The sequence below is a fragment of the Pseudomonas sp. YH-1 genome (assembly GCF_051990045.1).
Lineage (GTDB): Bacteria > Pseudomonadota > Gammaproteobacteria > Pseudomonadales > Pseudomonadaceae > Pseudomonas > Pseudomonas nicosulfuronedens.
Genome location: NZ_CP178184.1, coordinates 6,222,574 through 6,247,843 on the forward strand (window position 1 = coordinate 6,222,574; position 25,270 = coordinate 6,247,843).

Annotated in this window: 24 protein-coding genes; 10 read left to right on the top strand and 14 right to left on the bottom strand. The window is 65.4% G+C overall.

Going from position 1 to position 25,270, the window contains the following annotated elements; all coding sequences use genetic code 11:
- The first annotated feature begins 163 nt into the window (after positions 1-163).
- The 3 genes from ACKI1H_RS28755 to ACKI1H_RS28765 all read left to right on the top strand — a co-directional run bounded on the left by ACKI1H_RS28755 (position 164) and on the right by ACKI1H_RS28765 (position 3,902).
- Positions 164-964, top strand: coding sequence for a cytochrome C assembly family protein (locus ACKI1H_RS28755; protein WP_440467079.1), 801 nt, complete (start codon positions 164-166; stop codon positions 962-964).
- A 42-nt stretch (positions 965-1,006) separates the two neighbouring features.
- Entirely contained in the window at positions 1,007-2,302 is a 1,296-nt protein-coding gene (locus tag ACKI1H_RS28760; RefSeq protein ID WP_440467080.1) for an HlyC/CorC family transporter, read from the top strand.
- Positions 2,303-2,588: 286 nt separating this feature from the next.
- A complete protein-coding gene (locus ACKI1H_RS28765) occupies positions 2,589-3,902 on the top strand; it encodes an MFS transporter (protein ID WP_440467081.1) in 1,314 nt (437 codons plus the stop codon).
- 66 nt (positions 3,903-3,968) lie between these two features.
- On the opposite strand, the gene ACKI1H_RS28770 is transcribed toward ACKI1H_RS28765, so the two are convergent.
- Genes ACKI1H_RS28770 through ACKI1H_RS28790 form a run of 5 tightly spaced genes read right to left on the bottom strand, consistent with a single transcriptional unit; the run spans position 3,969 to position 7,296 of the window.
- Positions 3,969-4,730 (bottom strand): SGNH/GDSL hydrolase family protein, encoded by a 762-nt coding sequence (locus tag ACKI1H_RS28770; RefSeq protein ID WP_440467082.1) that lies wholly within the window; start codon positions 4,728-4,730, stop codon positions 3,969-3,971.
- The gene (purT, locus tag ACKI1H_RS28775) at positions 4,727-5,908 is read right to left on the bottom strand and encodes a formate-dependent phosphoribosylglycinamide formyltransferase (RefSeq protein WP_138525047.1); all 1,182 of its coding nucleotides are present in this window, start codon (positions 5,906-5,908) and stop codon (positions 4,727-4,729) included. The genes ACKI1H_RS28770 and purT overlap by 4 nt, the downstream gene beginning before the upstream one ends.
- 37 nt (positions 5,909-5,945) lie before the next feature.
- Positions 5,946-6,134 carry a DUF1289 domain-containing protein gene (locus ACKI1H_RS28780; RefSeq protein WP_138525045.1) on the bottom strand — a complete coding sequence of 63 codons (189 nt, stop codon included), beginning with the start codon at positions 6,132-6,134 and terminating at the stop codon, positions 5,946-5,948.
- Positions 6,131-6,658: a gamma carbonic anhydrase family protein gene (locus ACKI1H_RS28785; protein ID WP_138525043.1), complete on the bottom strand. Its 528-nt coding sequence runs from the start codon at positions 6,656-6,658 to the stop codon at positions 6,131-6,133. Before ACKI1H_RS28785 ends, ACKI1H_RS28780 begins: the two co-directional genes overlap by 4 nt.
- A 41-nt stretch (positions 6,659-6,699) precedes the next feature.
- On the bottom strand, positions 6,700-7,296 hold the full coding sequence (locus ACKI1H_RS28790) for a CoA pyrophosphatase (RefSeq protein ID WP_017522246.1): 597 nt from the start codon (positions 7,294-7,296) through the stop codon (positions 6,700-6,702).
- Positions 7,297-7,431: 135 nt separating this feature from the next.
- On the opposite strand from ACKI1H_RS28790, the gene ACKI1H_RS28795 reads away from it, so the two are divergent.
- The gene (locus ACKI1H_RS28795; protein WP_138525041.1) at positions 7,432-7,983 is read left to right on the top strand and encodes an NUDIX hydrolase; all 552 of its coding nucleotides are present in this window, start codon (positions 7,432-7,434) and stop codon (positions 7,981-7,983) included.
- Positions 7,984-8,036: 53 nt separating this feature from the next.
- Complete coding sequence (locus ACKI1H_RS28800) at positions 8,037-8,537, top strand: L,D-transpeptidase family protein (RefSeq protein WP_138525038.1); 501 nt, start codon at positions 8,037-8,039, stop codon at positions 8,535-8,537.
- Positions 8,538-8,586: 49 nt separating this feature from the next.
- On the opposite strand, the gene ACKI1H_RS28805 is transcribed toward ACKI1H_RS28800, so the two are convergent.
- The 3 genes from ACKI1H_RS28805 to purL form a co-directional block, all read right to left on the bottom strand.
- Complete coding sequence (locus ACKI1H_RS28805; protein ID WP_017522254.1) at positions 8,587-8,904, bottom strand: Nif3-like dinuclear metal center hexameric protein; 318 nt, start codon at positions 8,902-8,904, stop codon at positions 8,587-8,589.
- Between the two features lie 183 nt (positions 8,905-9,087).
- Positions 9,088-9,348, bottom strand: a complete 261-nt coding sequence (locus ACKI1H_RS28810) for a CDGSH iron-sulfur domain-containing protein (RefSeq protein WP_138525036.1) — start codon at positions 9,346-9,348, stop codon at positions 9,088-9,090.
- 80 nt (positions 9,349-9,428) lie between these two features.
- Complete coding sequence (purL, locus tag ACKI1H_RS28815) at positions 9,429-13,325, bottom strand: phosphoribosylformylglycinamidine synthase (protein ID WP_440467083.1); 3,897 nt, start codon at positions 13,323-13,325, stop codon at positions 9,429-9,431.
- A 290-nt stretch (positions 13,326-13,615) separates the two neighbouring features.
- On the opposite strand from purL, the gene mltF reads away from it, so the two are divergent.
- The gene (mltF, locus tag ACKI1H_RS28820) at positions 13,616-15,094 is read left to right on the top strand and encodes a membrane-bound lytic murein transglycosylase MltF (RefSeq protein ID WP_138525031.1); all 1,479 of its coding nucleotides are present in this window, start codon (positions 13,616-13,618) and stop codon (positions 15,092-15,094) included.
- Positions 15,095-15,179: 85 nt separating this feature from the next.
- On the opposite strand, the gene tadA is transcribed toward mltF, so the two are convergent.
- From tadA to guaB, 4 genes are all read right to left on the bottom strand, one after another.
- Positions 15,180-15,704 carry a tRNA adenosine(34) deaminase TadA gene (gene tadA / locus ACKI1H_RS28825; protein ID WP_440467084.1) on the bottom strand — a complete coding sequence of 175 codons (525 nt, stop codon included), beginning with the start codon at positions 15,702-15,704 and terminating at the stop codon, positions 15,180-15,182.
- Complete coding sequence (locus tag ACKI1H_RS28830) at positions 15,692-17,095, bottom strand: multicopper oxidase family protein (RefSeq protein WP_138525027.1); 1,404 nt, start codon at positions 17,093-17,095, stop codon at positions 15,692-15,694. The genes tadA and ACKI1H_RS28830 overlap by 13 nt, the downstream gene beginning before the upstream one ends.
- A 235-nt stretch (positions 17,096-17,330) precedes the next feature.
- A complete protein-coding gene (gene guaA / locus ACKI1H_RS28835) occupies positions 17,331-18,908 on the bottom strand; it encodes a glutamine-hydrolyzing GMP synthase (protein WP_138525025.1) in 1,578 nt (525 codons plus the stop codon).
- Between the two features lie 81 nt (positions 18,909-18,989).
- Complete coding sequence (gene guaB / locus ACKI1H_RS28840) at positions 18,990-20,459, bottom strand: IMP dehydrogenase (protein ID WP_138525023.1); 1,470 nt, start codon at positions 20,457-20,459, stop codon at positions 18,990-18,992.
- Positions 20,460-20,607: 148 nt separating this feature from the next.
- Between guaB and xseA the strand changes: the two genes are divergently transcribed.
- The 4 genes from xseA to ACKI1H_RS28860 all read left to right on the top strand — a co-directional run bounded on the left by xseA (position 20,608) and on the right by ACKI1H_RS28860 (position 24,191).
- Positions 20,608-21,987 (top strand): exodeoxyribonuclease VII large subunit, encoded by a 1,380-nt coding sequence (xseA, locus tag ACKI1H_RS28845; protein ID WP_440467085.1) that lies wholly within the window; start codon positions 20,608-20,610, stop codon positions 21,985-21,987.
- A gap of 6 nt (positions 21,988-21,993) precedes the next feature.
- The gene (locus tag ACKI1H_RS28850) at positions 21,994-22,749 is read left to right on the top strand and encodes a M15 family metallopeptidase (RefSeq protein ID WP_440467086.1); all 756 of its coding nucleotides are present in this window, start codon (positions 21,994-21,996) and stop codon (positions 22,747-22,749) included.
- Positions 22,750-22,965: 216 nt separating this feature from the next.
- Positions 22,966-23,802: a M23 family metallopeptidase gene (locus ACKI1H_RS28855; protein WP_138525019.1), complete on the top strand. Its 837-nt coding sequence runs from the start codon at positions 22,966-22,968 to the stop codon at positions 23,800-23,802.
- Complete coding sequence (locus ACKI1H_RS28860) at positions 23,802-24,191, top strand: DUF2809 domain-containing protein (RefSeq protein WP_440467087.1); 390 nt, start codon at positions 23,802-23,804, stop codon at positions 24,189-24,191. Before ACKI1H_RS28855 ends, ACKI1H_RS28860 begins: the two co-directional genes overlap by 1 nt.
- On the opposite strand, the gene ACKI1H_RS28865 is transcribed toward ACKI1H_RS28860, so the two are convergent.
- Both ACKI1H_RS28865 and ACKI1H_RS28870 read right to left on the bottom strand, forming a co-directional pair.
- Entirely contained in the window at positions 24,172-24,714 is a 543-nt protein-coding gene (locus ACKI1H_RS28865) for a GNAT family N-acetyltransferase (RefSeq protein ID WP_440467088.1), read from the bottom strand. The genes ACKI1H_RS28860 and ACKI1H_RS28865 overlap by 20 nt on opposite strands.
- Positions 24,714-25,202, bottom strand: coding sequence for a copper chaperone PCu(A)C (locus ACKI1H_RS28870; protein WP_440467089.1), 489 nt, complete (start codon positions 25,200-25,202; stop codon positions 24,714-24,716). Before ACKI1H_RS28870 ends, ACKI1H_RS28865 begins: the two co-directional genes overlap by 1 nt.
- Positions 25,203-25,270 lie beyond the last annotated feature (68 nt).

Genomic DNA, 25,270 nt, shown 5'->3' on the forward strand with positions numbered 1-25,270 from the left:
TATAACGAAGTGCGGCCAACGCCAACACCGCCGATGATCCCGATGTGACGGAGCGCTTCGCAGGCCAGAAGCGAACTGTTCTCAGCCGCTTTCTAGGCGCAGCCGATCTGTGCCAAACTCACCACCTTTCGGGTCCCCCGTCGAAGGACTGTTCCAAGGACTTATGCAACCTCTGCTGCCCAGCCTGATCGCCGCCGTCCTTTATATCGGCACCACCGCCTACCAGGGCGCAAGCCTGGCCCGCCGCACCCCGCCGCAGAAACCGCTGCTCCTCCTGCTGGGCCTCGTCGCCCTGCTCTGCCAGGCGTACAGCCTGAGCCAGGAGCTGCTGACTCCCGCGGGCCTGGCGCTGGACTTCTTCAATGCCGCCAGCCTGATCTCCGCCGCCGTCACCGCCCTGACCCTGCTGGCGTGCCTGCGCATCCCGGTGCAGAACCTGCTGATTTTCCTTTATCCGCTCGGCGCGCTGACCACCCTGCTCGCCGTGCTGATGCCCCACGGCACCATCGAGCCGATCAACGAGCAGCCCGGCATCCTCGCCCACATCCTGCTGTCGATCCTGGCCTATGGTCTGCTGACCATCGCCGTGGTCCAGGCGCTGCTCCTGCTGGTGCAGGATCACCAGCTCAAGCACAAGCATCCGTCGGGCCTGATCCGCAACTTCCCGCCCCTGCAGACCATGGAAAGCCTGCTGTTCGGCTTCCTCTGGGGCGGCTGGTCGCTGCTTTCGCTGTCGCTGCTCTCCGGCTGGCTGTTCGTCGACAACCTGTTCGCGCAGCACCTGGCGCACAAGACCATCCTCTCCTGCTTCGCCTGGGTGGTGTTCGGCGTGCTGCTGTGGGGCCGCCACCAGCTCGGCTGGCGTGGCCACAAGGCGATCCGCTGGACCCTTGCGGGTTTCTGCCTGCTGATGCTGGCCTACTTCGGCAGCAAGCTGGTCAAGGAATTCATCCTGCACATCTGACGCTAACGGCGGCGCACGAGCGCCGCTGAAGGATATGCGCGCATGGAAGAGATCCACCCCGGCTATCTGATCGGCCTGCTCGTCTTCCTGATTCTCTGCTCGGCGTTCTTCTCCAGCGTCGAGACCGGCATGCTCAGCCTCGACCGCTACCGCCTGCGCCACCTGTCCAAGAAGGGCAACCGCGGCGCACGGCGTACCAGTTGGCTGCTGCTGCGCACCGACCGCTTGCTCGGCACCATCCTGATCGGCAACAACTTCGTCAACATCATCGCCTCGTCCCTGGCGACCCTGCTGGCCCTGCGCCTGTGGGGCGAAGCCGGCGTGGCCATCGCGACCATCGCGCTGACGCTGATCCTGCTGATCTTCGGCGAAATCACCCCCAAGACCTATGCTGCCCTGCGCCCCGAGCGCGTGGCCTTCCCCGCCAGCCTGCCGCTGATCTGGATGCAGAAGCTGTTCAGCCCGCTGCTCTGGCTGATGACCGGCATCAGCAACCTCCTGCTGCGCATGGGCGGCCTCGACCCAACCCAGCGCGGCAACAAGCCGTTGAGTAACGACGAGCTGCGCAGCGTGGTCACCGACTCCAGCGAGAAGCTCACCCACAACCGCCAGGACATGCTGCTGAGCATCCTCGACCTGGAAAAGATCACGGTGAACGACCTGATGGTGCCGCGCAACGAAGTCCAGGGCATCGACCTGGACGACGAACTGGAAACCATCATCGGCCAGCTGCGCAATACCACCCATACCCGCCTGCCGGTGTTCCGCAACGACATCAACCAGGTCGAGGGCGTGGTGCACATGCGCCAGATCGCCCGTCTGCTGACCCACAACCAGCTGACCAAGGAAAGCCTCAAGGCCGCGTGCCTGGAGCCCTACTTCGTGCCTGAGAGCACGCCGCTGTCGACCCAGCTGATCAACTTCCAGAAGCAGAAGCGCCGCATCGGCATCGTCGTCGACGAATACGGCGAAGTGATCGGCATCATCACCCTGGAAGACATCCTCGAAGAGATCGTCGGCGAGTTCAGCAACCAGAACACCCTGCGCAACCCGGACATCCACCCCCAGGCCGACGGCACTTACGTCATCGAGGGCTCGGCCAACCTGCGCGACGTCAACCGCGCCCTGGGCTGGCAACTGCCCAGCGATGGTCCCAAGACCCTCAACGGCCTGGTCACCGAAGCGCTGGAGCAGATACCCGATTGCGCGGTGTGCCTGAAGATCGGCCGCTACCGCCTGGAAATCCTCCAGTCCGGCGAAAACCGGGTGAAAAGCGTGCGCGCCTGGCTGCCCGGCGCGCCGCCCAGGGAAGCACCCTACACCGACGAACTTGCCTGAGCTGCCCCACCCGCCCCTATAATCCGGACGGCTTACCCAGCCTCCCGCCTGTGCCCGTCGTTACCCTCGACGCCGCGCCGGCCAGTCAATCGCACGCCCCGCCGAGCCTCGACCCTGCGTCGTTGCCTTGCGAAGCAGCCGGCCTCGCCCTGACCCACCGCGAGTCGCGCCCACCCTGCCCCGATCCCGGGCCGCGCTCGCACTCGCGCCATGGCGATGCCTCAAGCAACGCCGGACACGACCGCCAGAGTCGTCGCCGCGCCTGACTGCCAGGGATATCCCCCGTATGACCAGCGCTACCCTCGAAGCCACACAACCGGCCGAACAGACCAACTCCACCACCCGCGTCGCGGTGGCCAGCTTCATCGGCACCGCCATCGAGTTCTACGACTTCTACGTCTACGCTACTGCCGCCGCGCTGGTGATCGGTCCGGTGTTCTTCCCGCAGACCTCCGGCACCGCCCAGGCGCTCAGCGCCTTCATCACCTTTGGCATCGCCTTCCTTGCCCGCCCGCTGGGCTCGGCGCTGTTCGGCCACTTCGGCGACCGCATCGGGCGCAAATCGACCCTGGTGGCCTCGCTGCTGCTGATGGGTATCTCCACCACCCTGATCGGCCTGCTGCCGGGCTATGACAGCATTGGCGCCTGGGCACCGATCCTGCTCTGCGTGCTGCGCTTCGGCCAGGGCCTTGGACTGGGTGGCGAATGGGGCGGCGCCGCGCTGCTGGCCACAGAGAACGCGCCCAAGGGCCGCCGCGCCTGGTTCGGCATGTTCCCGCAGATGGGCCCATCGATCGGCTTCCTCGCTGCCAACGGCCTGTTCCTCTGCCTGGCCATGTTCCTCAGCGAAGAGCAGTTCCGCGCCTGGGGCTGGCGTATCCCGTTCGTGCTCAGTGCCGTACTGGTCATCGTCGGCCTGTACGTGCGCCTGAAACTGGTGGAAACCCCGGTGTTCGCCAAGGCCATGGAACGCCATGAACGCTCCAGCCTGCCGATTGCCGAGCTGTTCGCCAAGCACTGGCGGCCAACCCTGCTGGGCGCCCTGGCGATGGTGGTGTGCTACGCCCTCTTCTATATCTCCACGGTGTTCTCGCTGAGTTACGGCGTCAGCACCCTGGGCTACAGCCGCGAGGACTTCCTCGGCCTGCTGTGCATTGCCGTGCTCTTCATGGCCGCCGCCACGCCGGTCTCTGCCTGGCTGAGCGACCGCTTCGGGCGCAGGCCGGTGCTGATCGTCGGAACCCTCGCTGCCATCGCCTCCGGCTTCGCCATGGAGCCGCTGCTCAGCCAGGGTTCGTCGGTGGAAGTGGCAGTGTTCCTGTCGCTGGAACTGTTCCTCATGGGCGTGACCTTCGCCCCCATGGGCGCACTGCTGCCGGAACTCTTCCCCACCCACGTGCGCTACACCGGCGCTTCGGCGGCCTACAACCTGGGCGGCATCCTCGGCGCCTCGGTGGCGCCGTACATCGCGCAGAAGCTGGTGGGCATGGGTGGGTTGAGCTGGGTGGGCGGTTACGTGTCCGTCGCGGCGGCGCTCAGCCTGCTAGCGGTGCTGTGCCTGCGCGAGACGCGTGATGACGACCTGAACGCCATCCGATAAATGCGCCCCCTGCAGGACCGAGAGGAGCGCCTAGCCCTTGCTCGCGAACGCACTGCACCGTCTGTCTCAGTGTGCGGCAGGTTCGCGAGCAAGCTTGCTCCTACCATCGGGCTCAAGCCACTGCGCCAGGTGCTCGCCCCACACCTGATAGCCCAGCGCCGACGGGTGATAGCCGTCGATGGCGAGGAACTGCGGCTGCATCTCCAGGCTCACCCCGCAATAACCCGCTCCCTGCGCCAGCGCCAGAACACTGAGCTGGCGATCCAGCAGCGTCGCGCGCCAGCCCAGCAACTGGCGCAATAACCAGGGCAAGGCCGTGAAGTGTTGCAATGGCGGTACCGCCGTGCAAACCACCCGCGTACCACGGCGACGGAAATGCCCGATCAGTTGAGCGAGCGCCCCCAGCCAGCGCTGGCTGGAGCTGAAATGCGTGGTGTCGTTGACGCCGAAGACCAGCGCCACGAGGTGGTAATCCTGTTCGGCTACCCGCGGCAGCAGGCGTTCGCAGGCTTCGCCTGCGGTAATGCCATTCTCCCCCACCGCCCGCCAGGCTACGGGGCGCTGGAGACGACCAGAGAGCGCCGAAGCCAGCCGACCGGCCAACGCGAAGTCCAGGCAGGACGCGCCAACACCGGCAACGGTGGATTCACCCAGCAGTAACAACCGAAAGGGTTCGCCGGCAAGCTCGCCCCCTGCGATGCCTTCGCACACGCCCGCAGCGGGCGCCAGGCGCAAGGCCGTGCGCCGGGTGCGCACGGCCATGGGCAGGGCCAGCGGCAGCAGCGGCAACGCCGCCGCCCACCACATCAGCCCCGCCCAGCGGCTCACAGCTCGACTTTGACCGCCTGGGCCGAACGGGTGGCCTTGGCACGGGCGGCGTCGATCGACTCGTCGCGCGCCAGGGCGACGCCCATGCGGCGCTGGCCGTCCACTTCCGGCTTGCCGAACAGGCGCAGCGCGGTGTCCGGCTCGCTCAGGGCGGCACCGAGGTTGCCGAAGGAAACCTGCTGCGACTTGCCTTCCACCAGGATCACCGCCGAGGCGGAGTCACCCAGTTGGCGAATCACCGGGATCGGCAGGCCGAGGATGGCGCGGGCATGCAGGGCGAACTCGGAGAGGTCCTGGGAGATCAGGGTGACCAGGCCGGTGTCGTGCGGGCGCGGCGACACTTCGCTGAACCACACTTCGTCGCCCTTCACGAACAGCTCCACGCCGAACAGGCCGCGGCCGCCCAGCGCTTCGGTGACCGCCTTGGCCACGCGTTCGGATTCCGCCAGCGCCTTCGGACTCATCGCCTGGGGCTGCCAGGACTCGTGATAGTCGCCTTTCACCTGGCGGTGGCCGATGGGTGCACAGAAGGTGGTGCCGCCAATGTGGCGCACGGTCAGCAGAGTGATCTCGTAGTCGAAATCGATGAAGCCTTCGACGATGACCCGGCCCTTGCCGGCACGACCACCTTCCTGGGCATAGTCCCAGGCGGTCTTCAGATCGGCGTCGGACTTGAGCACGCTCTGGCCCTTGCCCGAGGAACTCATGATCGGCTTCACCACGCACGGATAGCCCACGGCGGCGACGCCAGCGGCATAGTCCTCGTAGGTGTCGGCGAAGTGATAGGGCGAGGTCGGCAGGCCCAGCTCTTCGGCGGCCAGGCGGCGGATGCCCTCGCGGTTCATGGTCAGCTGAGCGGCACGGGCTGTGGGGATGACGGTGTAGCCTTCGTTCTCCAGTTCGACCAGGGTCGCGGTGGCGATGGCCTCGATCTCCGGCACGATGTAGTGCGGCTTCTCCTGCTCGATCACCGCGCGCAGGGCGACACCGTCGAGCATGCTGATCACGTGGCTGCGGTGCGCGACCTGCATGGCCGGTGCGTTCGCATAGCGGTCGACGGCGATGACTTCACAACCCAGGCGCTGCAGTTCGATCGCCACTTCCTTGCCCAGCTCGCCGGAGCCACAGAGCAGTACACGGGTCGCGCTCGGCGACAGGGGAGTTCCAATACGGGGCATTGCGGGAAACCTCGGGAAAAGAAAAATCGATGGCGCGCTAGATCAGCACACCCTGTTCGCGGGCACGCTCTTCGCAACGGGCGAGCACGTCACGGCGCTCGGCGTTGTCCATGAGGCCCCAACGGGTGATTTCGGCAGCGCTGCGCTGGCAACCCAGGCAGATGTCGGCATCGTCCAGCGTGCAGACGTACACGCAGGGCGAGGCCACGGGGCGTTCCTGACTCATTCTTCTTCCTGCTCGGCCAGGTCGCGGGCATAACGCTGGGCGTTATGCACATAGTGGGCGGCGCTGGCTTCGAGCATCTTCTTCTGCGGCTCGGTCAGCTCGCGCACTACCTTGCCGGGGGAGCCCATGACCAGGGAACCGTCGGGGATTTCCTTACCTTCGGGGATCAGCGCGTTGGCGCCGATGATGCAGTACTTGCCGATCTTCGCGCCGTTGAGGATGACCGCATTGATGCCGACGAGGCTGTAGTCGCCCACCTGGCAGCCATGCAGCATGGCGTTATGGCCGATGGTGACGCCCTTGCCCAGGGTCAGCGGGAAGCCCATGTCGGTATGCATGACGGTGCCGTCCTGCACGTTGCTGTGCTCGCCGATGTGGATCAGCTCGTTGTCGCCGCGCAGCACGGCGTTGAACCACACGCTGGCGCCGGCGTCGAGGCGCACCTTGCCGACCACCGTGGCGTTGGGGGCGATCCAGCTTTCCGGATGGGTTTCGACTCGGGACGAGCCCAGGCGGTACTTCATGGGTTTCTCCTCAGGCGGGGGCCGCTCTTTATTATCGGGTCTCAGCTCAGCTTGATGAACTTCGACGGCGGCTGGTGCAGGTCGATGCGGGCGTCGTATAGCAGGTTCAGCAGCTCGACCAGCATGATCGCGGACAGGCCCCAGATCTTGTAGCCCTCGAACAGGTAGCTCGGGACGTACCAGCTGCGGCCGAAATAATCGATGCGGTGGGTGGTTTCCCGCGGGTCGCCGCGGAAGAACTCCAGCGGTACCTTGAACACGGCGTCGATCTCGCCGTCGTTGGGGCGGTATTCCACGAAATCGGGGACAAAGCCGACGAATGGCTTGACCAGGATACCGTGCCGCGAGACCAGGGTGCTCAGCGGCCCGACGACCTCCACCAGCCCCGGTGGCAGGGCGATCTCCTCCTGGGCCTCGCGCAGGGCGGTATGGATCAGGTCCACATCCTCCGGGTCGCGGCGCCCACCGGGGAAGGCGACTTCGCCGCTATGGGTCGAAAGCCCGGTCGCGCGCAGGGTGAGCACGAGCTCTTCCTGGGGAGTGATGGGGAGCAGGACCGCCGCTTCCGGGAAGCTGTGGTCCGTTTCAAGGTCGCTTGGCGTGTGCGTCTGTATGCGTTGGCGCAGCTGGTCCAGCATGCCGAACATCCTGCGGGGGCCGATTCTTCTAATTGAAGGATCATGGCATGAAAGACGCCCCTGCCCAACCCCCGCCCCTTGCTGGGCGCACTGTGCAACGCGCAAGATTGCGCCATTCAATAACAAGGAAGCGGCATGAAATTCTGCAGCCAGTGCGGCGCCAGCGTGAGCCTGCGCATCCCCAGCGGCGACAACCGCCCGCGCTTCGTCTGCGACCAGTGCCAGACCGTGCATTACCAGAACCCGCGCATCGTCGCCGGCTGCCTGCCGGTCTGGGAGGGGCGCATTCTTCTTTGCCGCCGCGCCATTCAGCCGCGCCAGGGGTTCTGGACCCTGCCAGCGGGGTTCATGGAAAACGGCGAAACCCTGGAGCAGGCAGCGGCCCGCGAGACCCTCGAAGAGGCCAATGCCCGTGTCCAGGGCCTGCAGCTTTATACGGTCTTTGATCTACCGCATATCAGCCAGGTTTATATCTTCTTCCGCGCCCAACTGGCCGATCTGGACTTTTCAGCCGGAGAGGAAAGCCTGGAAGTACAACTCTTCGAAGAATCCGACATTCCGTGGGGCGAGCTGGCTTTCCCCACCGTGGGCCGTACCTTAGAATATTTCCTGTCGGATCGGATCGTTCAGAACTTCCCGATACGAAACGAAGGGATTCTCCCAATGCTTGCACAGAAAAAGAACTAATAAGCTCATATACCGCCTCTAAGGCTTTAGGAACTACCGGGGAACACCACTCGATGCGCTGGTTGATTGCCGTACTTTGTCTGACCTTCGCAGCGTTCTCGCATGCCAACGCGATGCCCACGCTCGACGGTCGTATCGACAAGATTCTCGTGCTCAAGTCCGAGCGCAAGCTGAGCCTCATGAGCAACGGCAAGGTTCTCAAGAGCTACCGAGTGTCTCTGGGTAAACGCCCGCAGGGCCCGAAGCTGGCCGAGGGCGACAACCGCACGCCGGAAGGCTTCTACTGGGTCGACTGGCGCAAGACCAGCGACAAGTACAATCTTTCCATTCACATCTCCTACCCCAACGCCCGCGATGTCGCCAAGGCGCGGGAAAAGAGCCTGTCGCCCGGCGGCATGATCATGATCCACGGCACACCGATGGATGACGAGTACCCCGAGTGGTACTTCTCGACCCTGGATTGGACGAATGGCTGCATCGCCATGACCAACGCCGACATGCGCGAGGTCTGGAGCCTGGTCAAGGACGGCACGCTGATCGAAATCCGCCCCTGAGCGAGCGGAAAGAAAAAAGGCGCCTCGGGGGCGCCTTTTTCACATCTGCTCAGAACACCATGTCCGACAGCCGCCAGACCTCGAAGGCCGGCGTCTCGTAGGGGTGGGCCTGCTTGAGGGCCTTGACCGAGTCATGGATCAACTCGTCGGCCACCACCATCTCCACCTTCCACTCGGCGACCTGCTCGACACTGCCGGCCTGGCCGATGAACGGATTGCTGCCCTGCAGAGGGCGAAACTGTCCCTGTCCGAGCGCCTGCCAGCAACAGCTGTCATAGGCACCGATGCGTCCTGCACCGGCGGCGAACACCGCTTTCTTGACCGGTTCCAGATGGCTTTCCGGAACGTAGAAACACAGTTTGTACATCGGAGACTCCGATCGAAACAGGGACACAGCCGTGACAAAGAGCGCCACGGGTGACAAATGCTGCCACAAATAGTGGCACTTTGCCTCTTGTGACTTGCAGGTCGTCGTGGAAGTTCGACCGTCCGGTTCCGGGCTTGTTCGCTTGTGAGGCACTTTGTACAAAATCTGTGACGTACTTCGAGCTCAGCGGCCGGTGAAGCGTCGCCAGCGCTCTTTCAGGCCTGGCACCGCAGGTGCGTGGGAGCCGTCGCAGAACGGCAGCCTCGCCGACAGCCCGCAGCGGCAGAGCAACAGATGTCGCTCGCGCCCAACGCTCAGTTCCAACGGGGCGGTACAGGCCGCCCCAGCATCCGGCAGGCTGGCGCACTGCCCGCAGCAGCACAGGCGCAGGACCTGCCCCGCCTCCACCGCCCGGACTTCCGGAAGCGGCTCCTCGTCAGCCAAGACTCACTCCTCCAGCGGCTGCACAAAGAAAAAGGGGAAAGCCGAAGCTTTCCCCTTTCCCGTATCGCATCAGACCGGACTCAGCCGACCCAGACGCGGGCGTTGCGGAACATGCGCATCCAGCCGCCGTCCTCTTCCCACTCGTCCGGACGCCAGGAGTTCTGCACGGCACGGAACACGCGCTCCGGGTGCGGCATCATGATGGTCACGCGGCCGTCACGGCTGGTCAGGCCAGTGATGCCGCGCGGCGAACCGTTCGGGTTGGCCGGGTAGCTCTCGGTGACCTTACCCAGGTTGTCGACGAAACGCAGGGCCACGGTGCCGGACAGATCAGCTTCCAGCAGAGCCTCCTCGCTCTCGAACTCCGCATGGCCTTCGCCGTGGGCGATGGCGATTGGCAGGCGCGAGCCGGCCATGCCCTGCAGGAAGATCGACTGCGACTCCTGCACCTGGACCATCGCCACGCGCGCTTCGAACTGCTCGGAGCGGTTGCGTACGAAGTGCGGCCAGAATTCGGTGCCGGGGATCAGCTCGTGCAGGTTGGACATCATCTGGCAACCGTTGCACACGCCGAGGGCAAAGCTGTCCTTGCGCTCAAAGAAGGCCTGGAAGCCGTCGCGGGCACGGGCGTTGAACAGGATCGACTTGGCCCAGCCTTCGCCGGCGCCCAGCACGTCACCGTAGGAGAAGCCGCCGCAGGCCACGAGGCCCTTGAACTGCTCCAGGCTGATGCGGCCGGAGAGGATATCGCTCATGTGGACGTCGACGGCGGCGAAGCCGGCGCGGTCGAAGGCCGCGGCCATTTCCACCTGACCGTTCACGCCCTGCTCGCGCAGGATGGCGATCTGCGGACGCACGCCCTTCTTGATGTAGGGCGCGGCGATGTTGTCGTTGACGTCGAAGCTCAGTTTCACCGACAGGCCGGGGTTGTCTTCTTCCAGCAGGCCGTCGAATTCCTGGTCCGCACAGTCGGCGTTATCGCGCATGCGCTGGATGCGGTAGCTGGTCTCGCTCCAGATGCGCTGCAGGTTGCGGCGCTGAGCGCTGAAGACACGCTCGCCATTGAAGGCCAGGTCGATCTCGGCGCCGTTGACCGGCTGGCCGATGACCGCAACGCAGTCCTCCAGGCCGGCGGCGCTGAACTGCGCCAGCACTTCCGGGGTAGCAGCGGAGCGAACCTGAATCACAGCGCCAAGCTCTTCGTTGAACAGGGCAGCAGTCAGCTCGTCACGGCTGTCGGCCAGCGCGTCGAGATTCAGGTCCAGACCGCAATGACCGGCGAAGGCCATTTCCACCACGGTGGCCATCAGGCCGCCGTCGGAACGGTCGTGGTAGGCCAGCAGGTGGCCGTCGGCGTTCAGGCCCTGGATCACGGCGAAGAAGGCTTTCAGGTCTTCGGCATCGTCAACGTCCGGAGCGGCGCGGCCGATCTGGCCGTTGACCTGGGCGAGGATGGAGCCGCCCATGCGGTTCTTGCCACGGCCCAGGTCGATGACGATCAGGTCGGTCTCGCCCTTGTCCAGGCGCAGCTGCGGCGTCAGGGTCTTGCGCACGTCATTGACCGGAGCGAAGCCGGAGATGATCAGCGACATCGGCGAGGTAACGCTCTTCTCGGCGTCGCCATCCTGCCAGCGGGTCTTCATGGACATGGAGTCCTTGCCCACCGGAATGGTGATGCCCAGCGCCGGGCACAGCTCCATGCCGACAGCCTTGACGGTGTCGTACAGGCGCGCGTCCTCGCCCGGGTGGCCGGCAGCAGCCATCCAGTTGGCGGAGAGCTTGATCTCGGAGATCTTGTCGATGCTCGCGGCGGCCAGGTTGGTGATGGTCTCGCCGATCGCCATGCGGCCGGAAGCCGGGGCGTCGATCACGGCCAGCGGGGTACGCTCACCCATGGCCATGGCTTCACCGGTGTAGACGTCGAAGCTGGTGGCGGTGACGGCGCAATCGGCCACCGGAACCTGCCACGGGCCGACCAGCTGGTCGCGAGCAACCAGGCCGGTGATGGTGCGGTCACCGATGGTGATCAGGAAGTTCTTGCTGGCCACGGCCGGGTGACGCAGCACGCGCTCGGTGGATTCGGTCAGGTCCAGGCCGGCGGTGGCAAAGTCATCGCCCAGCTCGACCTCGCGGGTGACCGAACGGTGCATGCGCGGCGGCTTGCCGAGCAGCACTTCGAGCGGCATGTCCACCGGCTTGTTGCCGAAGTGGCTGTCAGCGACGGTCAGCTGCATCTCTTCGGTGGCTTCGCCGACCACGGCGAACGGGCAGCGCTCGCGTTCGCAGATAGCCTTGAAGGTCTCGAAGTCGGCGGCGTCGACCGACATCACGTAGCGTTCCTGCGACTCGTTGCACCAGATTTCCAGCGGGCTCATGCCCGGCTCGTCGTTGGGCACGTTGCGCAGTTCGAAGCGGCCGCCACGGCCGCCGTCGTTGATCAGTTCCGGCAGGGCGTTGGAGATGCCGCCCGCACCCACGTCGTGGATGAACTTGATCGGGTTGTTCTCGCCCATCTGCCAGCAGCGGTCGATGACCTCCTGGCAACGGCGTTCCATTTCCGGGTTCTCGCGCTGCACCGAGGCGAAGTCCAGGTCAGCGGCGGAAGCGCCGGTGGCCATGGAGGAAGCGGCGCCGCCGCCCAGGCCGATCAGCATGGCCGGGCCGCCGAGCACGATCAGCTTGGCGCCGACCGAGATCTCGCCCTTCTGCACGTGGTCTTCGCGGATATTGCCCATGCCACCGGCAATCATGATCGGCTTGTGGTAGCCACGAACTTCTTCACCGCGCGGGGTGGCGATGGCCTGCTCGAAGGTACGGAAGTAGCCGGCCAGGTTCGGACGGCCGAATTCGTTGTTGAACGCGGCGCCGCCCAGCGGGCCTTCGATCATGATGTCCAGCGGGGTAACGATGCGCTCGGGCTTGCCGTAGGGCACTTCCCAGGGCTGCTCGAAACCGGGGATGTTCAGGTTGGAGACGGTGAAGCCAACCAGGCCGGCTTTGGGCTTGGCGCCACGACCGGTTGCGCCTTCGTCGCGGATCTCGCCACCGGAGCCAGTGGAGGCGCCGGGGAAGGGGGCGATGGCGGTCGGGTGGTTGTGGGTCTCCACCTTCATCAGGATGTGCACCGGCTCTTCGCTGGCGCCGTACTGGCGAGTCTCGGCGTTCGGGTAGAAGCGACCGGCGACGTAGCCCTTCATGACCGCGGCGTTGTCCTTGTAAGCGGACAGCACGCCTTCGCGGTGCATTTCATACGTGTTCTTGATCATGCCGAACAGGCTCTTGTCCTGAGCCTGGCCGTCGATGTCCCAACTGGCGTTGAAAATCTTGTGGCGGCAGTGTTCGGAGTTGGCCTGGGCGAACATCATCAGCTCGACGTCGTGCGGGTTGCGCCCCATCTCGACGAAGCTTTTCACCAGGTAGTCGATCTCGTCTTCGGCCAGGGCCAGGCCCAGTTCGAGGTTGGCCTTCTCCAGCGCGGCGCGACCGCCGGCAAGGATGTCGACCACGGTCAGCGGCTTGGGCTGGGCGTGGCTGAACAGGGCCGAAGCTTCCTCGAGCTGGTTCAGGACCAGCTGGGTCATGCGGTCGTGCAGACGGGCGGCGACGGCTTGCACGTCAGCCTCGCTCAGCTCGCCGGTGACGTAGTAGGCGATGCCGCGCTCGAGACGCTCGATCTTTGCCAGGCCGCAGTTGCGGGCGATGTCAGAAGCCTTGCTCGACCAGGGCGAGATGGTGCCGAAGCGCGGCAGAACCAGGAACAGGCGGCCGGCGGGCTCCTGCACGGGAACGCTCGGACCGTATTTCAGCAGGCGCGCCAGGACTTGTTCTTCCTCGGCGTTGAGGGCTCCGGTGACCTCGGCGAAGTGCGCAAACTCGGCATACAGCCCGGTGACGGCGGGTACATGCTGGGTCAGCAGGTCGAGCAGTTTGCCGTGGCGGAAAGCGGAAAGGGCGGGAGCACCGCGCAGGATCAGCATTGTCGGAACAGCCTCTGGAGACGGGGAAGTGTGTGGGGCCGGACGGGCCGGCCCACAGAGGCCGTGCATTCTACCGTAAAGCGCTGCGCGGCGGCAGCTTTCAAGCACCTTCCTTACCGTCCCTCCGGCGGAAACTGCCTTTCATCTTCGAAGGCCTTCGAGCGTCCTAGGAAAAAGCCCCGCCCAACGGCCTTCAGCAGGGAAAATGCCGACGAACGGCGCCCCAACTAGCAGAGAAGCTTCTGGCTGTCGAGATATGGCGCACAACGGCCTTTGCGTATACTGCCCCGATGCTTGCCCTGACTGTGTCCCGCGTGCGCTGCACCGCCTGGATCTTGGCGACCTGTATCTTTCTGCTGCTTTCCGGCTGTAGCGAGGCGAAAGCCCCGACGGCCCTTGAGCGCGTGCAGAAGGACGGCGTGCTGCGCGTGATTACCCGCAACAGTCCGGCCACCTACTTCCAGGACCGCAACGGCGATACCGGCTTCGAGTACGAGCTGGCCAAGCGCTTCGCCGACAGCCTGGGCGTGCAGCTGCAGATCGAGACCGCCGACAACATCGACGACCTCTACGACCGCATCGGCCGCGACGGCGGACCGAACCTGGCGGCCGCCGGCCTGACTCCGGGCGGTGAACGCGATTCCCAGGTGCGCTACTCGCACTCCTACCTCGACGTCACCCCGCAGGTCGTGTACCGCAACGGCGCACAGCGCCCTACCCGCCCCGAAGACCTGGTGGGCAAGCGCATCGTCGTACTGAAAGGCAGCAGCCACGCCTCTCAACTGGCCGAACTGAAGAAGCAGTATCCCAAGCTGGAATACCGCGAGTCCGACGCGGACGAGATGGTCGACCTGCTGCGCATGGTGGACGTCGGCGAGATCGACCTGACACTGGTGGACTCCAACGAGCTGGCGATGAACCAGGTCTACTTCCCCAACGTGCGCGTCGCCTTCGACCTCGGCGATGCCAAGGGCCTGGCCTGGGCGCTGCCGGCCGGCGACGACAACAGCCTGATCGACAAGGTCAACGCCTTCCTCGACAAGGCCAAGCAGGACGGCCTGCTGCAGCGCCTGAAAGACCGCTACTACGGCCACGTGGACGTACTGGGTTACGTCGGCGCGTACACCTTCGCCCAGCACCTGCAACAGCGCCTGCCCAAGTACGAACCGCACTTCCGCCAGAGCGGCACCAAGCTCGAAGCCGACTGGCGTCTGCTGGCCGCCATTGGCTACCAGGAATCCATGTGGCAGCCCGACGCAACGTCCAAGACCGGCGTGCGCGGCCTGATGATGCTGACCAACCGTACCGCCCAGGCCATGGGCGTGGCCAATCGCCTGGACCCGAAGCAGAGCATCCAGGGCGGCAGCAAGTACTTCACCCAGATCAAGGACGAGTTGCCCGACAGCATCAAGGACCCGGACCGCACCTGGTTCGCCCTGGCGGCCTACAACATCGGCGGCGCCCACCTGGACGACGCGCGCAAGATGGCCGAGCAGCAAGGCCTGAATCCGAACAAGTGGCTCGACGTCAAGAAGATGCTGCCGCGCCTGGCGCAGAAGCAGTACTACCGCAAGACCCGCTACGGCTACGCGCGTGGCGGCGAAACCGTGCACTTCGTGCAGAACGTGCGCCGCTACTACGACATCCTGACCTGGGTGACCCAGCCGCAGATGGAAGGCGGCCAGCTTGCCGAAAGCGGCCTGCACCTGCCGGGCGTGAACAAGACCAAACCCAGCGATGACGACGATGGGCGTGATCAGAAGCTCTGAGGCTTTTCTGCCGCTCCCTACGTGAACGGTGCCGCGATAGTCCACCCACCACACAGAGCGGGAAGGTTCGCGAGCAAGCTCGCTTCTACGGGGAGCCCTTGCGCCGCGCCTTGAAGAAGGCCGAGAGCATCGCACTGCACTCCTCCCCCAGCACCCCGCCTTCCACCAGCACCCGGTGGTTGAGGAAGTCCTGCTCGAAGAAGTTGCCGCGACTGACCACTACGCCCGACTTCGGCTCGGTGGCGCCGAATACCACGCGCTGGATGCGCGAGTGCACCAGCAGGCCAGCACACATGCTGCAGGGTTCGAGCGTCACATAGAGGGTGCTGCCGGGCAGGCGGTAGTTCTGCGCGGCGGCAGCGGCTTCACGAATGGCGACCATTTCGGCATGGGCGCTGGGATCGTGGGAAGTGATCGGCCGGTTGAAGCCGCGGCCGATGATCTGCCCATCCAGCACCAGCACGGCGCCCACGGGCACTTCGCCCAGGGCTGCACCCTGCTCGGCCAGCACCATGGCTTCACGCATGAAAGGGATATCCCGGCTGCGGTCGATGACCGGCGCCAACCCTTTTACCGTCGGATGCCCCTTGCTGTTGGTCAGCCGCACCATGCCTCGCCCACCGCGATGGTCCCCATCAGCCCGGTCTCCATGTGATCGATCACGTGGCAGTGGAACATCCACAGGCCGGGGTTATCCGCCACCAGTGCCACACGTGCCGTCTCATTCTTGCCCAGCAGGTAGGTATCGGTGAAATACGGAATGATCTCCCGACGATCGGAGTCCAGCACCTTGAAGGCCATGCCATGCAGGTGGATCGGGTGTTGGTACTGGGTCATGTTGCGCAGCACGAAGATGTAGCTGTTGCCTTCCTTGAGCTTGGCCAGCGGCGGTGAGTTGTGCTTGTGCTCCTCGCCGCCCTGCCAGGCCACGCCGTTGATCTGCCACAGTGACGGCGTCGACTGCCCCTTGGAGTAGTCAGTCATGGCGCCGACCCATTCGAACTTGAAGTTGATGGTCTCGGCGTTCTTCAGGTCCGGCTCGGCCACCGGGTTGCGCGGCAGCGGCGCCGGCCACTGGGCGGTGGGCGCCTTGGAGTTGGCCACGCCACGAATAGTCGCCAGGCGCACCGGGCCATTGCGCAACGATAGCTCTGTGCCTTCCGCCGGGCCACGGATGCCCAGCTCCAGGCGCATGCCGGGGCCGATCCAGTACTGGTCGTTGGGGCCCTTGCCGAAGTCGCGCGGCTCCACCGGATGGCCGTCGATGGCGTAGATCTTCGCCTCGGCACCTGGCAGGTTGAGGCGGTAGGTCACGGTGTTGTCGACGTTGAGGATACGCACCCGGACAATCTCGCCGGCCGGCAATTCGATCACCGGCGTGCGTTCGCCGTTGATGGTCGACAGGCGTCCGCGAGTGCCTTCGCGTGCCGCCTCGCGCGGTACGCTGAAGGGCGTGAAATTCCCCTCTTCGTCCACGTGCCAGGTCTTCAGATTGAGGACCTTCTCGCTGCTGAACTCGCTCGGCTCACGCTCGTCGATGATCAGCGGCCCGACCAGGCCGCGGCCCAACTGCTCGCTGCTCATCAGGTGCGGGTGGTACCAGTAGCTGCCGGCGTCCGGCGTCTTGAACTGGTAGACGAAACTCTCACCCGGCTGCACTGGCGGCTGCGAGATGTAGGGCACGCCGTCCATCTCGATGGGCAGACGGATGCCGTGCCAGTGGATGGTGGTCGGCTCGTCCAGCTTGTTGGTGAAGCGCACCCGCAGCCAGTCGCCCTGGCGCGCGCGGATTTCCACGCCGGGAGCCTGGCCGCCATAGCCCAGGCCGGGAGTCTTGTGGCCAGGCACCAGCTCCAGGTCCAGCGGTGCGGCAATCAATTCGTAATCATGCTCGGCGGCGACTTCCGGGCGCGCCAACCAGATGCGCGCGCCGCCGGCGCCCAGGCCGACAACGGCCAGGCCAGCAAGGCCACCGAGTACTTGTCTACGGGTAAACGACATGGGTCCAGACTCCTCAAACAAGGGACTTGCGACCCCATCGGCTTTCACGGAGGTTGGCGCGTTCGCGCCCGGCGCCAGGCTCTTGCGGCCGGCTGCACTGCAATCAGGAGAACTTTGCATGAAGGCGCGAACGCCTCTCATGCGCCAGGTCAAGGACGGGTATCTCCGCCCTCGCCTGCAAGGAACGCGGCGAGCTTGCCGCGCCCCTCGTTAAGGAAACGTTAAACGTCTCCGATCATTCCCACTCGATGGTGGCCGGCGGCTTGCTCGACACGTCGTAGGTGACGCGGGAGATGCCTTCGATCTCGTTGATGATGCGGTTCGAGACCTTCTCCAGCAGCTCGTACGGCAGGTGCGCCCAGCGAGCGGTCATGAAGTCGATGGTTTCCACGGCACGCAGGGCCACGACCCAGGCGTAGCGACGGCCATCACCGACCACGCCGACGGATTTCACCGGCTGGAACACCACGAAGGCCTGGCTGGTCTTGTGGTACCAGTCGAAGTTGCGCAGCTCTTCGATGAAGATGTGGTCCGCGCGACGCAGCAGGTCGGCGTATTCCTTCTTCACTTCACCGAGGATGCGCACGCCCAGGCCCGGGCCCGGGAACGGGTGGCGGTAGACCATGTCGTAGGGCAGGCCCAGCTCCAGGCCGATCTTGCGGACTTCGTCCTTGAACAGCTCGCGCAGCGGCTCGACCAGTTCGAACTGCATGTCCTCGGGCAGGCCACCGACGTTGTGGTGCGACTTGATCACGTGGGCCTTGCCGGTCTTGGCGCCGGCCGACTCGATCACGTCAGGGTAGATGGTGCCCTGGGCAAGGAACTTCACGTCCTTCAGCTTGGTGGCTTCCTCGTCGAAGACTTCGATGAAGCTGCCGCCGATGATCTTGCGCTTCTGCTCCGGGTCGCTGACGCCGGCCAGACGGCTGAGGAATTTCTCTTCGGCGTTGGCGCGGATGACCTTGACGCCCATATTCTCGGCGAACATGGCCATCACCTGGTCACCCTCGTGCAGGCGCAGCAGGCCGTTGTCGACGAAGACGCAGGTCAGCTGGTCGCCGATGGCCTTGTGCAGCAGGGCCGCGACCACCGAGGAATCCACACCGCCGGACAGTCCCAGCAGCACCTTGGAGTTGCCGACCTGGGCACGCACGGTGGCAATGGCGTCGTTGACGATGTTGGACGGGGTCCAGAGGGCTTCGCAGCCGCAGATGTCCAGCACGAAGCGGGAGAGGATGCGACCGCCCTGCTTGGTGTGGGTCACTTCCGGGTGGAACTGCACGCCGTAGTAGCCACGGGCATCATCGGCCATGGCGGCGATCGGGCAGCTCGGGGTGCTGGCAAGGATGTGGAAGCCGGCCGGGATTTCGGTGACCTTGTCGCCGTGGCTCATCCACACGTCGAGACCGAATACGCCGTCTTCGCTGACGCAATCTTCGATGCCGTCCAGCAGGCGGGCCTTGCCGACCACGTCGACGCGGGCATAGCCGAACTCGCGCAGGTCAGAGCCCAGTACCTTGCCGCCCATCTGCTCGGCCATGGTCTGCATGCCGTAGCAGATGCCGAACAGCGGCACCTTCAGGTCGAACACGGCCTTGGGCGCGCGCGGGCTGTTGGCTTCGTGCACCGACTCCGGGCCACCGGCCAGGATGATGCCGCGCGGGGCGAAGGCACGAACCTCGTCGTCGCTCATGTCGAACGGATGGATTTCGCAGTACACGCCGATCTCGCGGACGCGGCGGGCGATCAGCTGGGTGTACTGGGAGCCGAAGTCGAGGATCAGGATCCGGTGAGCGTGAATGTCTTGGGCCATGGCCATCTCTCGTAGCGAAATTCTTAAACGACACGGGGCTGTATCAACCAGCCCCGTGTCCGACTCATTAACCGAAACCCCTTAACCTACGCGGTAGTTCGGGGCTTCCTTGGTGATCTGCACATCGTGGACGTGGGACTCGGCCATGCCGGCGCCGGTGATGCGCACGAACTGCGGCTTGGTGCGCATGTCCTGGATGTCGGCGCTGCCGGTGTAGCCCATGGCGGCGCGCAGGCCACCCATCAGCTGGTGGACGATGGCGGTCAGTTGGCCCTTGTACGGCACACGGCCTTCGATGCCTTCGGGCACCAGCTTCTCGGCGCCGGCAGAGGCGTCCTGGAAGTAGCGGTCGGAGGAACCGGTGGAGCCGGCCATGGCGCCCAGGGAACCCATGCCACGGTAGGACTTGTAGGAACGGCCCTGGAACAGTTCGATCTCGCCCGGAGCTTCTTCGGTACCGGCGAACATCGAACCCATCATCACGCAGTAGGCGCCAGCCACCATGGCCTTGGCCAGGTCGCCGGAGAAGCGGATGCCACCGTCAGCGATCAGCGGAACACCGGTGCCTTCCAGGGCTGCGGCAACGTTGGCGATGGCGGAGATCTGCGGCACACCGACGCCAGCGACGATACGGGTGGTGCAGATGGAGCCCGGGCCGATGCCGACCTTCACGGCGTCGGCGCCGGCGTCAGCCAGTGCCTTGGCCGCTTCTCCGGTAGCGATGTTGCCGCCGATGACCTGTACCTGCGGGAAGGTTTCCTTCACCCAGCGCACGCGGTCGATCACACCTTTGGAGTGGCCGTGGGCGGTATCGACGACAACGACGTCAACACCAGCGGCGACCAGGGCGGAAACACGCTCGCCGGTATCGGCGCCAGTGCCAACGGCTGCGCCGACGCGCAGGCGGCCTTCGTCGTCCTTGGAGGCCAGCGGGTAGGTCTTGGCCTTCTCGATGTCACGGAAGGTGACCAGACCGGTCAGGCGGAACTTCTCGTCCACCACCAGCATCTTCTCGATGCGGTTCTCGTAGAGGGCGGCCTTGATCTCTTCCAGGGCGGTGCCTTCGCGGGCGGTGACCAGCTTGTCCTTCGGAGTCATGATCGCGGAAACGCTGTCGCCGACGTTCGGCTTCACGCGCAGGTCGCGGCCGGTGACGATGCCGACCAGCTCACCCTCTTCCACCACCGGGAAGCCGGAGAAGCCGTATTCGCGGGCGATTTGCAGCAGTTCGATGATCTTGGTCGACGGGGTCACGGTGACCGGATCGCGAACGATGGCGGTCTCGTGCTTCTTGACCTTGCGGACCTCGGCGGCCTGCTGCTCGATGCTCATGTTCTTGTGGATGATGCCGATGCCGCCTTCCTGTGCCATGGCGATGGCCAGGCGGGCTTCGGTCACGGTATCCATCGCGGCGGACACCAGCGGGATGTTCAGTTCGATGCCACGGGTCAGGCGAGTCTTGAGACTCACGTCCTTGGGCAGGACTTCCGAATAACCTGGGATCAGGAGGACGTCGTCGAAAGTGAGGGCTTCTTGGCTGATGCGCAGCATGGCGGGGGCTCCCGATCGGGAAAAATGGAAGCGCGGCATTATATCTCAGTCAGGGGGTCGGGCTCAACGCAACCGGACGATCTGATTGAAGCCTTTATGGGCCTCGTGCGCTGGCCCCGGTTCGCAGGCCCGCTTATCATCCTTCGCCATGCAGAAAGATCCCTTCCAACGGCTGGGCCTCGACCGCGAGGTTCTGACCGTCAGCCAGCTCAACCAGCGCGCCCGCCACCTGCTGGAGGACGTGTTCCCGCAGGTCTGGGTCGAGGGCGAGATCTCCAACCTCGCGCGGCCCGCGTCCGGGCATATGTATTTCACCCTCAAGGACAGCAACGCCCAGGTGCGCTGCGCGCTGTTCCGCCAGAACGCCCTGCGCGTGCGCCAGGCCCTGCGCGACGGCCTCGCCGTGCGCGTGCGCGGCAAGGTTTCGCTGTTCGAGGGGCGCGGCGACTACCAGCTGATCGCCGACACCGTCGAACCGGCCGGTGACGGCGCACTGCGCCTGGCTTTCGAGGCGCTGAAGGAAAAGCTCGCCGCCGAAGGTCTGTTCGCCGCCGAGGGCAAGCAGGAACTGCCCGCCCACCCAAGGCGCATCGGCATCGTCAGTTCGCCCACCGGCGCGGTGATTCGCGACATCATCAGCGTATTCCGCCGCCGTGCGCCGCAGGTCGAGCTGACCCTGATCCCCACCGCCGTGCAGGGCCGCGAAGCCATCGGGCAGATCGTCCGCGCGCTGAAACTGGCCGACGCCCAGGGCTTCGACGCGCTGATCCTGGCCCGTGGCGGCGGCTCGCTGGAAGACCTCTGGTGCTTCAACGAGGAACCGGTGGCCCGAGCCATCGCCGCCTGCGTGACACCCATCGTCAGCGCGGTGGGCCATGAGACCGACGTGTCCATCAGCGATTTCGTCGCCGACGTGCGCGCGCCCACGCCCTCGGCCGCCGCCGAACTGCTGGCCCCGCACAGCGGGGACCTGCAACAACGCCTGGACAGCCTGCACCGCCGGCTGATCCTGCGTATCCAGGACCGCCTGACCCGCGAACGTCTGCGCCTGGAAGGCACCGCCCGGCGCCTGCGCCACCCCGGCGAGCGCCTGCGCCAGCAATCCCAGCGCCTGGATGACCTGGACATGCGCCTGCGCCGCGCCTTCGAGCGCCAGCTGCAGATTCGCCACGAGCGCGTCGCACGGCTGGATACCCGCCTCGCCGCGCAACACCCTGGCCGCAACCTGGCTCTGCTGCGCCAGCGCCTGGACAACCTCAGCGCCCGCCTGCCCCGCGCCACCAACGCGATCCTGCGCGAACAGCGTCAGCGCCTCGACAGCTTGATGCAGACGCTACATATCGTCAGTCCGCTGGCGACGTTGGGGCGCGGCTACAGCATTCTCCTGGACGACAAGGGCCAGGCCATCCGCAGCGCCACGCAGACGAAGAACGGCCAGCGCCTCAAGGCCAAGCTGGGCGACGGCGAGCTGGAAGTGCGCGTGGAAGACAACCACCAGGCGCCCGTCACCCTTTCCCTGCTGGACTGAGAACCGATGACCGACCTGCTCGCGCCGATCCTGCCGCAACCCGATCCGGACTGGGCCGAAGCCTTTCGCGTGCAGATCATCGAATGCGACCAACCACTCCAGGCCCTGGGCATCGCCACCGGCTTCGCGGTCTGGCCGGCTTATCACCGCCTTGGGGTGCCCAACGCCCAGCCGGAATGCTATGCCCGCACGGAAGTCTTCGAGCGCCTGCTGCATGCCGCCAGCCTGCTGCCCGATGGCCTGCGCCTGGTGATCCTCGATGCCTGGCGGCCCTTCGCGGTGCAACAGCACCTGTACGACACGCTCTACGACATCCTTCGCCAGCACGAGCCGGAAGCCGATCCTGCCGAATTGACCCGACGCACCCGCGAATTCGTCGCGCCACCCAGCACCCGCGCCGAATCGCCCAGCCCGCACCTCACCGGCGGCGCCATCGACCTGACCCTGTGCGACAGCGAGGGGCGCTGGCTGGACATGGGCAGCCTGTTCGACGAGGCCACACCGCGCTCCTATACCCGCCATTACGAAGCCATCGCCGAGCCGGACGAAGCCCAGCGGCGTATCCGCGATAACCGCCGCATCCTGTTCAACGCCATGAGTGCGGCAGGCTTCAGCAACCTCTCCAGCGAGTGGTGGCACTACGACTATGGCGACCAGCTATGGGCCGCGCACCTGGGCAAGCCCCACGCCATCTATGGTCCCGCGCAGGTACTGGCGCTGGAACAGCTGTGGCGCCAGCAGCTCGAAGGCCTGCATTCATAAAGCCCGCGTTTGCAGGAATGGCGTGGAGCGCAGCGATACCCATCGAAACCTGTCGCACCGTTGATGGGTATCGCTGCGCTCCACCCATCCTACGGTTGTGCCCCCGGATGATTCGCTGCCGCAACGCGGTTCCGCTTTCGACGAAATCGCCGCGCCCCTCAGAGCGGCCCGTGTAGACTGCCCGCTTCATCCGCCGACACGTCCACGGATAGCGAAATGTTCCGACTCTCCTGCCTGCTCATTGCCTCCCTAGTCACCCTGTCTGCCCACGCCGAAGGCTTCATCAGCCGCACCCTGAACAAACCGGTGCCCGGCGGCGTCGCCGTGGTGCAACTGGGCGAGGACACCGCCGTACCGACCGCCACCTACCAGGGCAAACCGGTGCTGGTGGTGCGCGAGGAAGGCCGCGACTGGATCGCCATCGTCGGCATCCCGCTGACCACCAAGGCCGGCAGCCAGCAGATCGCGGTGAAACAGGCCGGCGCCAGCCGCAACCTCGGTTTCACCGTGGGCAGCAAGCACTACAAGGAGCAGCGCATCACCCTGAAGAACACCCGTCAGGTGAACCCGCTGCCCGAAGACCTCAAGCGCATCAACCGCGAACTGGCCGAGCAGACCGCCGCCTACCGCAGCTTCAGCCCCGGTACACCGAGCAACCTGGTGCTGGACAAGCCGGTCAACGGCCCGCTTTCCAGCCCCTTCGGCCTGCGCCGCTTCTTCAACGGCGAGGAACGCAACCCGCACTCCGGACTGGACTTCGCCGTACCCGCCGGAACCCCGATCAAGTCACCGGCCGCCGGCAAGGTCATCCTGATCGGCAACTACTTCTTCAACGGCAACACCGTGTTCGTCGACCACGGCCAGGGCTTCATCAGCATGTTCTGCCACATGTCGAAGATCGACGTGAAGCTCGGTGACCAGGTCCCGCGTGGCGGTGTGGTCGGCCGTGTCGGCGCTACCGGTCGCGCCACCGGGCCGCACATGCATTGGAACGTCAGCCTGAACGACGCCCGCGTCGACCCGGCGATCTTCATCGGCGCGTTCAAGCCCTGATGCGGCTTCGTTTCGAGGGGCGCAGCGCGATCTTCGCGCTGATCTGGTTCGTCGTGCTCGTCTGGCTGGCCACGGCCGGAGCGAACCTCGGCTGGATGCGCGGTTTCGGCGGCGACGTGCTGGCGGTGATCTGGCTGTATTGCCTGCTGCGCGCCGCGCTGGATGCGCCGGCGTCATGGCTGGCAGGTGCGGCACTGGCCGGCGGCTTGATCATCGAGTTCGGCCAGTACCTCGCGGCGACCTTCCACTGGCAGATCGGCAATCGCGCACTGCGCATCGTGCTGGGCGCCACGCCGGACTGGCTGGACGTGCTGGCCTACTGCATCGGCTTCGCGCTGATCCTCTTGGCGCGACAGGCGCACCTGGCCCTCAGGCCAGCGGGTAGCTGAAGAACAGCGCCATTTCCCCGGGCAGCACCTGCGCCGGGTCATAGAGATCGGTGGACAGCCCGCTGAGAGCAAAGCCACGGGAGCGGTAGAAGCCCACTGCCGGCAGATTGAGGTTCTGGGTTTCCAGCCACAGGTGGCGCGCCTCGGTGCCGCGCGCCCAGTCCAGACAGCCTTCCAGCAATTGCCGGCCAACGCCCTGGCCGCGCGCGTCGGCGAGGACGAACAGGTCGTCCAGCACCGCGCGGCGGTTCCAGATTTCATAGCGGGCGATGGCGAAGCCCAGGCGCTCGCCTTCCTCATCGACGACCACGGCGGTCCAGTCGGCCGCCGTGACATCATCCTTCAGGTCGGCAAAGGGATAGCGCTTGGTCTGCGTCTCGGCCAGACGCTCCTCGCGCAGGATGAAACCATCAGCGGCGCTCTCGATACGCAGGATCGAGTCGCTCGAGTAGCTGCCGTCAAAACCCAGCAGCCACTCGCCGTCTTGCGCCCAGACCAGTGGGCGCAGGAGCCGGTCACTCATCAGTTCATCTTCATACCGTGCATGTCGTGGCCCATGTCTGTGCCTTTCGGCGCGTCCTTCTGCACCGCGACCTCGACCTTCACATCGCCGGCCTTCTGGAAGTGCAGGGTCAGCGGGAAGCGCTCGCCATCGGCCAGTGGTTTCTTCAGGCCGAACAGCATCAGGTGGTACTGGCCGGGCGCGAAGACGATCTTGCCGCCGGCAGGGATGTCCACGCCTTCGACCTTCTGCATCTTCATCATGCCGTCCTTCTCCACGTGTTGGTGGACCTCGGCGCTGGCGGCGCGGTCGGTGTCGGCGCCAAGCAGGCGATCCGCCTCCTTGCCGTGGTTCTGCACGATGAAGTAGGCGGCGCCGTTCACCGAGTTGGCCGGCAGCAGCAGCGACCAGGGATGGTCGATATGCAGGTTGCCGGCCTCGTATTCGTGGGCCACGGCGGCGCCGGAGAAGCCCAGCAGCACAGCGAAAGCGAGCAGGGTTTTACGCATGTTCGAGACTCCAGTTGGCTTGTGATCAGGTCCGCCGCAGCGGCGGGAATCCATCGGGCCGCGGGCGC

Bases quoted from the DNA above. Each gene is read 5' to 3' on its own strand.
- ACKI1H_RS28755 (WP_440467079.1), top strand. From the start codon at position 164: ATGCAACCTCTGCTGCCCAGCCTGATCGCCGCCGTCCTTTATATCGGC.
- ACKI1H_RS28760 (WP_440467080.1), top strand. From the start codon at position 1,007: ATGGAAGAGATCCACCCCGGCTATCTGATCGGCCTGCTCGTCTTCCTG.
- ACKI1H_RS28765 (WP_440467081.1), top strand. From the start codon at position 2,589: ATGACCAGCGCTACCCTCGAAGCCACACAACCGGCCGAACAGACCAAC.
- purT (WP_138525047.1), bottom strand. From the start codon at position 5,908: ATGCCCCGTATTGGAACTCCCCTGTCGCCGAGCGCGACCCGTGTACTG.
- ACKI1H_RS28780 (WP_138525045.1), bottom strand. From the start codon at position 6,134: ATGAGTCAGGAACGCCCCGTGGCCTCGCCCTGCGTGTACGTCTGCACG.
- ACKI1H_RS28785 (WP_138525043.1), bottom strand. From the start codon at position 6,658: ATGAAGTACCGCCTGGGCTCGTCCCGAGTCGAAACCCATCCGGAAAGC.
- ACKI1H_RS28790 (WP_017522246.1), bottom strand. From the start codon at position 7,296: ATGCTGGACCAGCTGCGCCAACGCATACAGACGCACACGCCAAGCGAC.
- ACKI1H_RS28795 (WP_138525041.1), top strand. From the start codon at position 7,432: ATGAAATTCTGCAGCCAGTGCGGCGCCAGCGTGAGCCTGCGCATCCCC.
- ACKI1H_RS28800 (WP_138525038.1), top strand. From the start codon at position 8,037: ATGCGCTGGTTGATTGCCGTACTTTGTCTGACCTTCGCAGCGTTCTCG.
- ACKI1H_RS28805 (WP_017522254.1), bottom strand. From the start codon at position 8,904: ATGTACAAACTGTGTTTCTACGTTCCGGAAAGCCATCTGGAACCGGTC.
- purL (WP_440467083.1), bottom strand. From the start codon at position 13,325: ATGCTGATCCTGCGCGGTGCTCCCGCCCTTTCCGCTTTCCGCCACGGC.
- mltF (WP_138525031.1), top strand. From the start codon at position 13,616: ATGCTTGCCCTGACTGTGTCCCGCGTGCGCTGCACCGCCTGGATCTTG.
- tadA (WP_440467084.1), bottom strand. From the start codon at position 15,704: ATGGTGCGGCTGACCAACAGCAAGGGGCATCCGACGGTAAAAGGGTTG.
- ACKI1H_RS28830 (WP_138525027.1), bottom strand. From the start codon at position 17,095: ATGTCGTTTACCCGTAGACAAGTACTCGGTGGCCTTGCTGGCCTGGCC.
- guaA (WP_138525025.1), bottom strand. From the start codon at position 18,908: ATGGCCCAAGACATTCACGCTCACCGGATCCTGATCCTCGACTTCGGC.
- guaB (WP_138525023.1), bottom strand. From the start codon at position 20,459: ATGCTGCGCATCAGCCAAGAAGCCCTCACTTTCGACGACGTCCTCCTG.
- xseA (WP_440467085.1), top strand. From the start codon at position 20,608: ATGCAGAAAGATCCCTTCCAACGGCTGGGCCTCGACCGCGAGGTTCTG.
- ACKI1H_RS28850 (WP_440467086.1), top strand. From the start codon at position 21,994: ATGACCGACCTGCTCGCGCCGATCCTGCCGCAACCCGATCCGGACTGG.
- ACKI1H_RS28855 (WP_138525019.1), top strand. From the start codon at position 22,966: ATGTTCCGACTCTCCTGCCTGCTCATTGCCTCCCTAGTCACCCTGTCT.
- ACKI1H_RS28860 (WP_440467087.1), top strand. From the start codon at position 23,802: ATGCGGCTTCGTTTCGAGGGGCGCAGCGCGATCTTCGCGCTGATCTGG.
- ACKI1H_RS28865 (WP_440467088.1), bottom strand. From the start codon at position 24,714: ATGAGTGACCGGCTCCTGCGCCCACTGGTCTGGGCGCAAGACGGCGAG.
- ACKI1H_RS28870 (WP_440467089.1), bottom strand. From the start codon at position 25,202: ATGCGTAAAACCCTGCTCGCTTTCGCTGTGCTGCTGGGCTTCTCCGGC.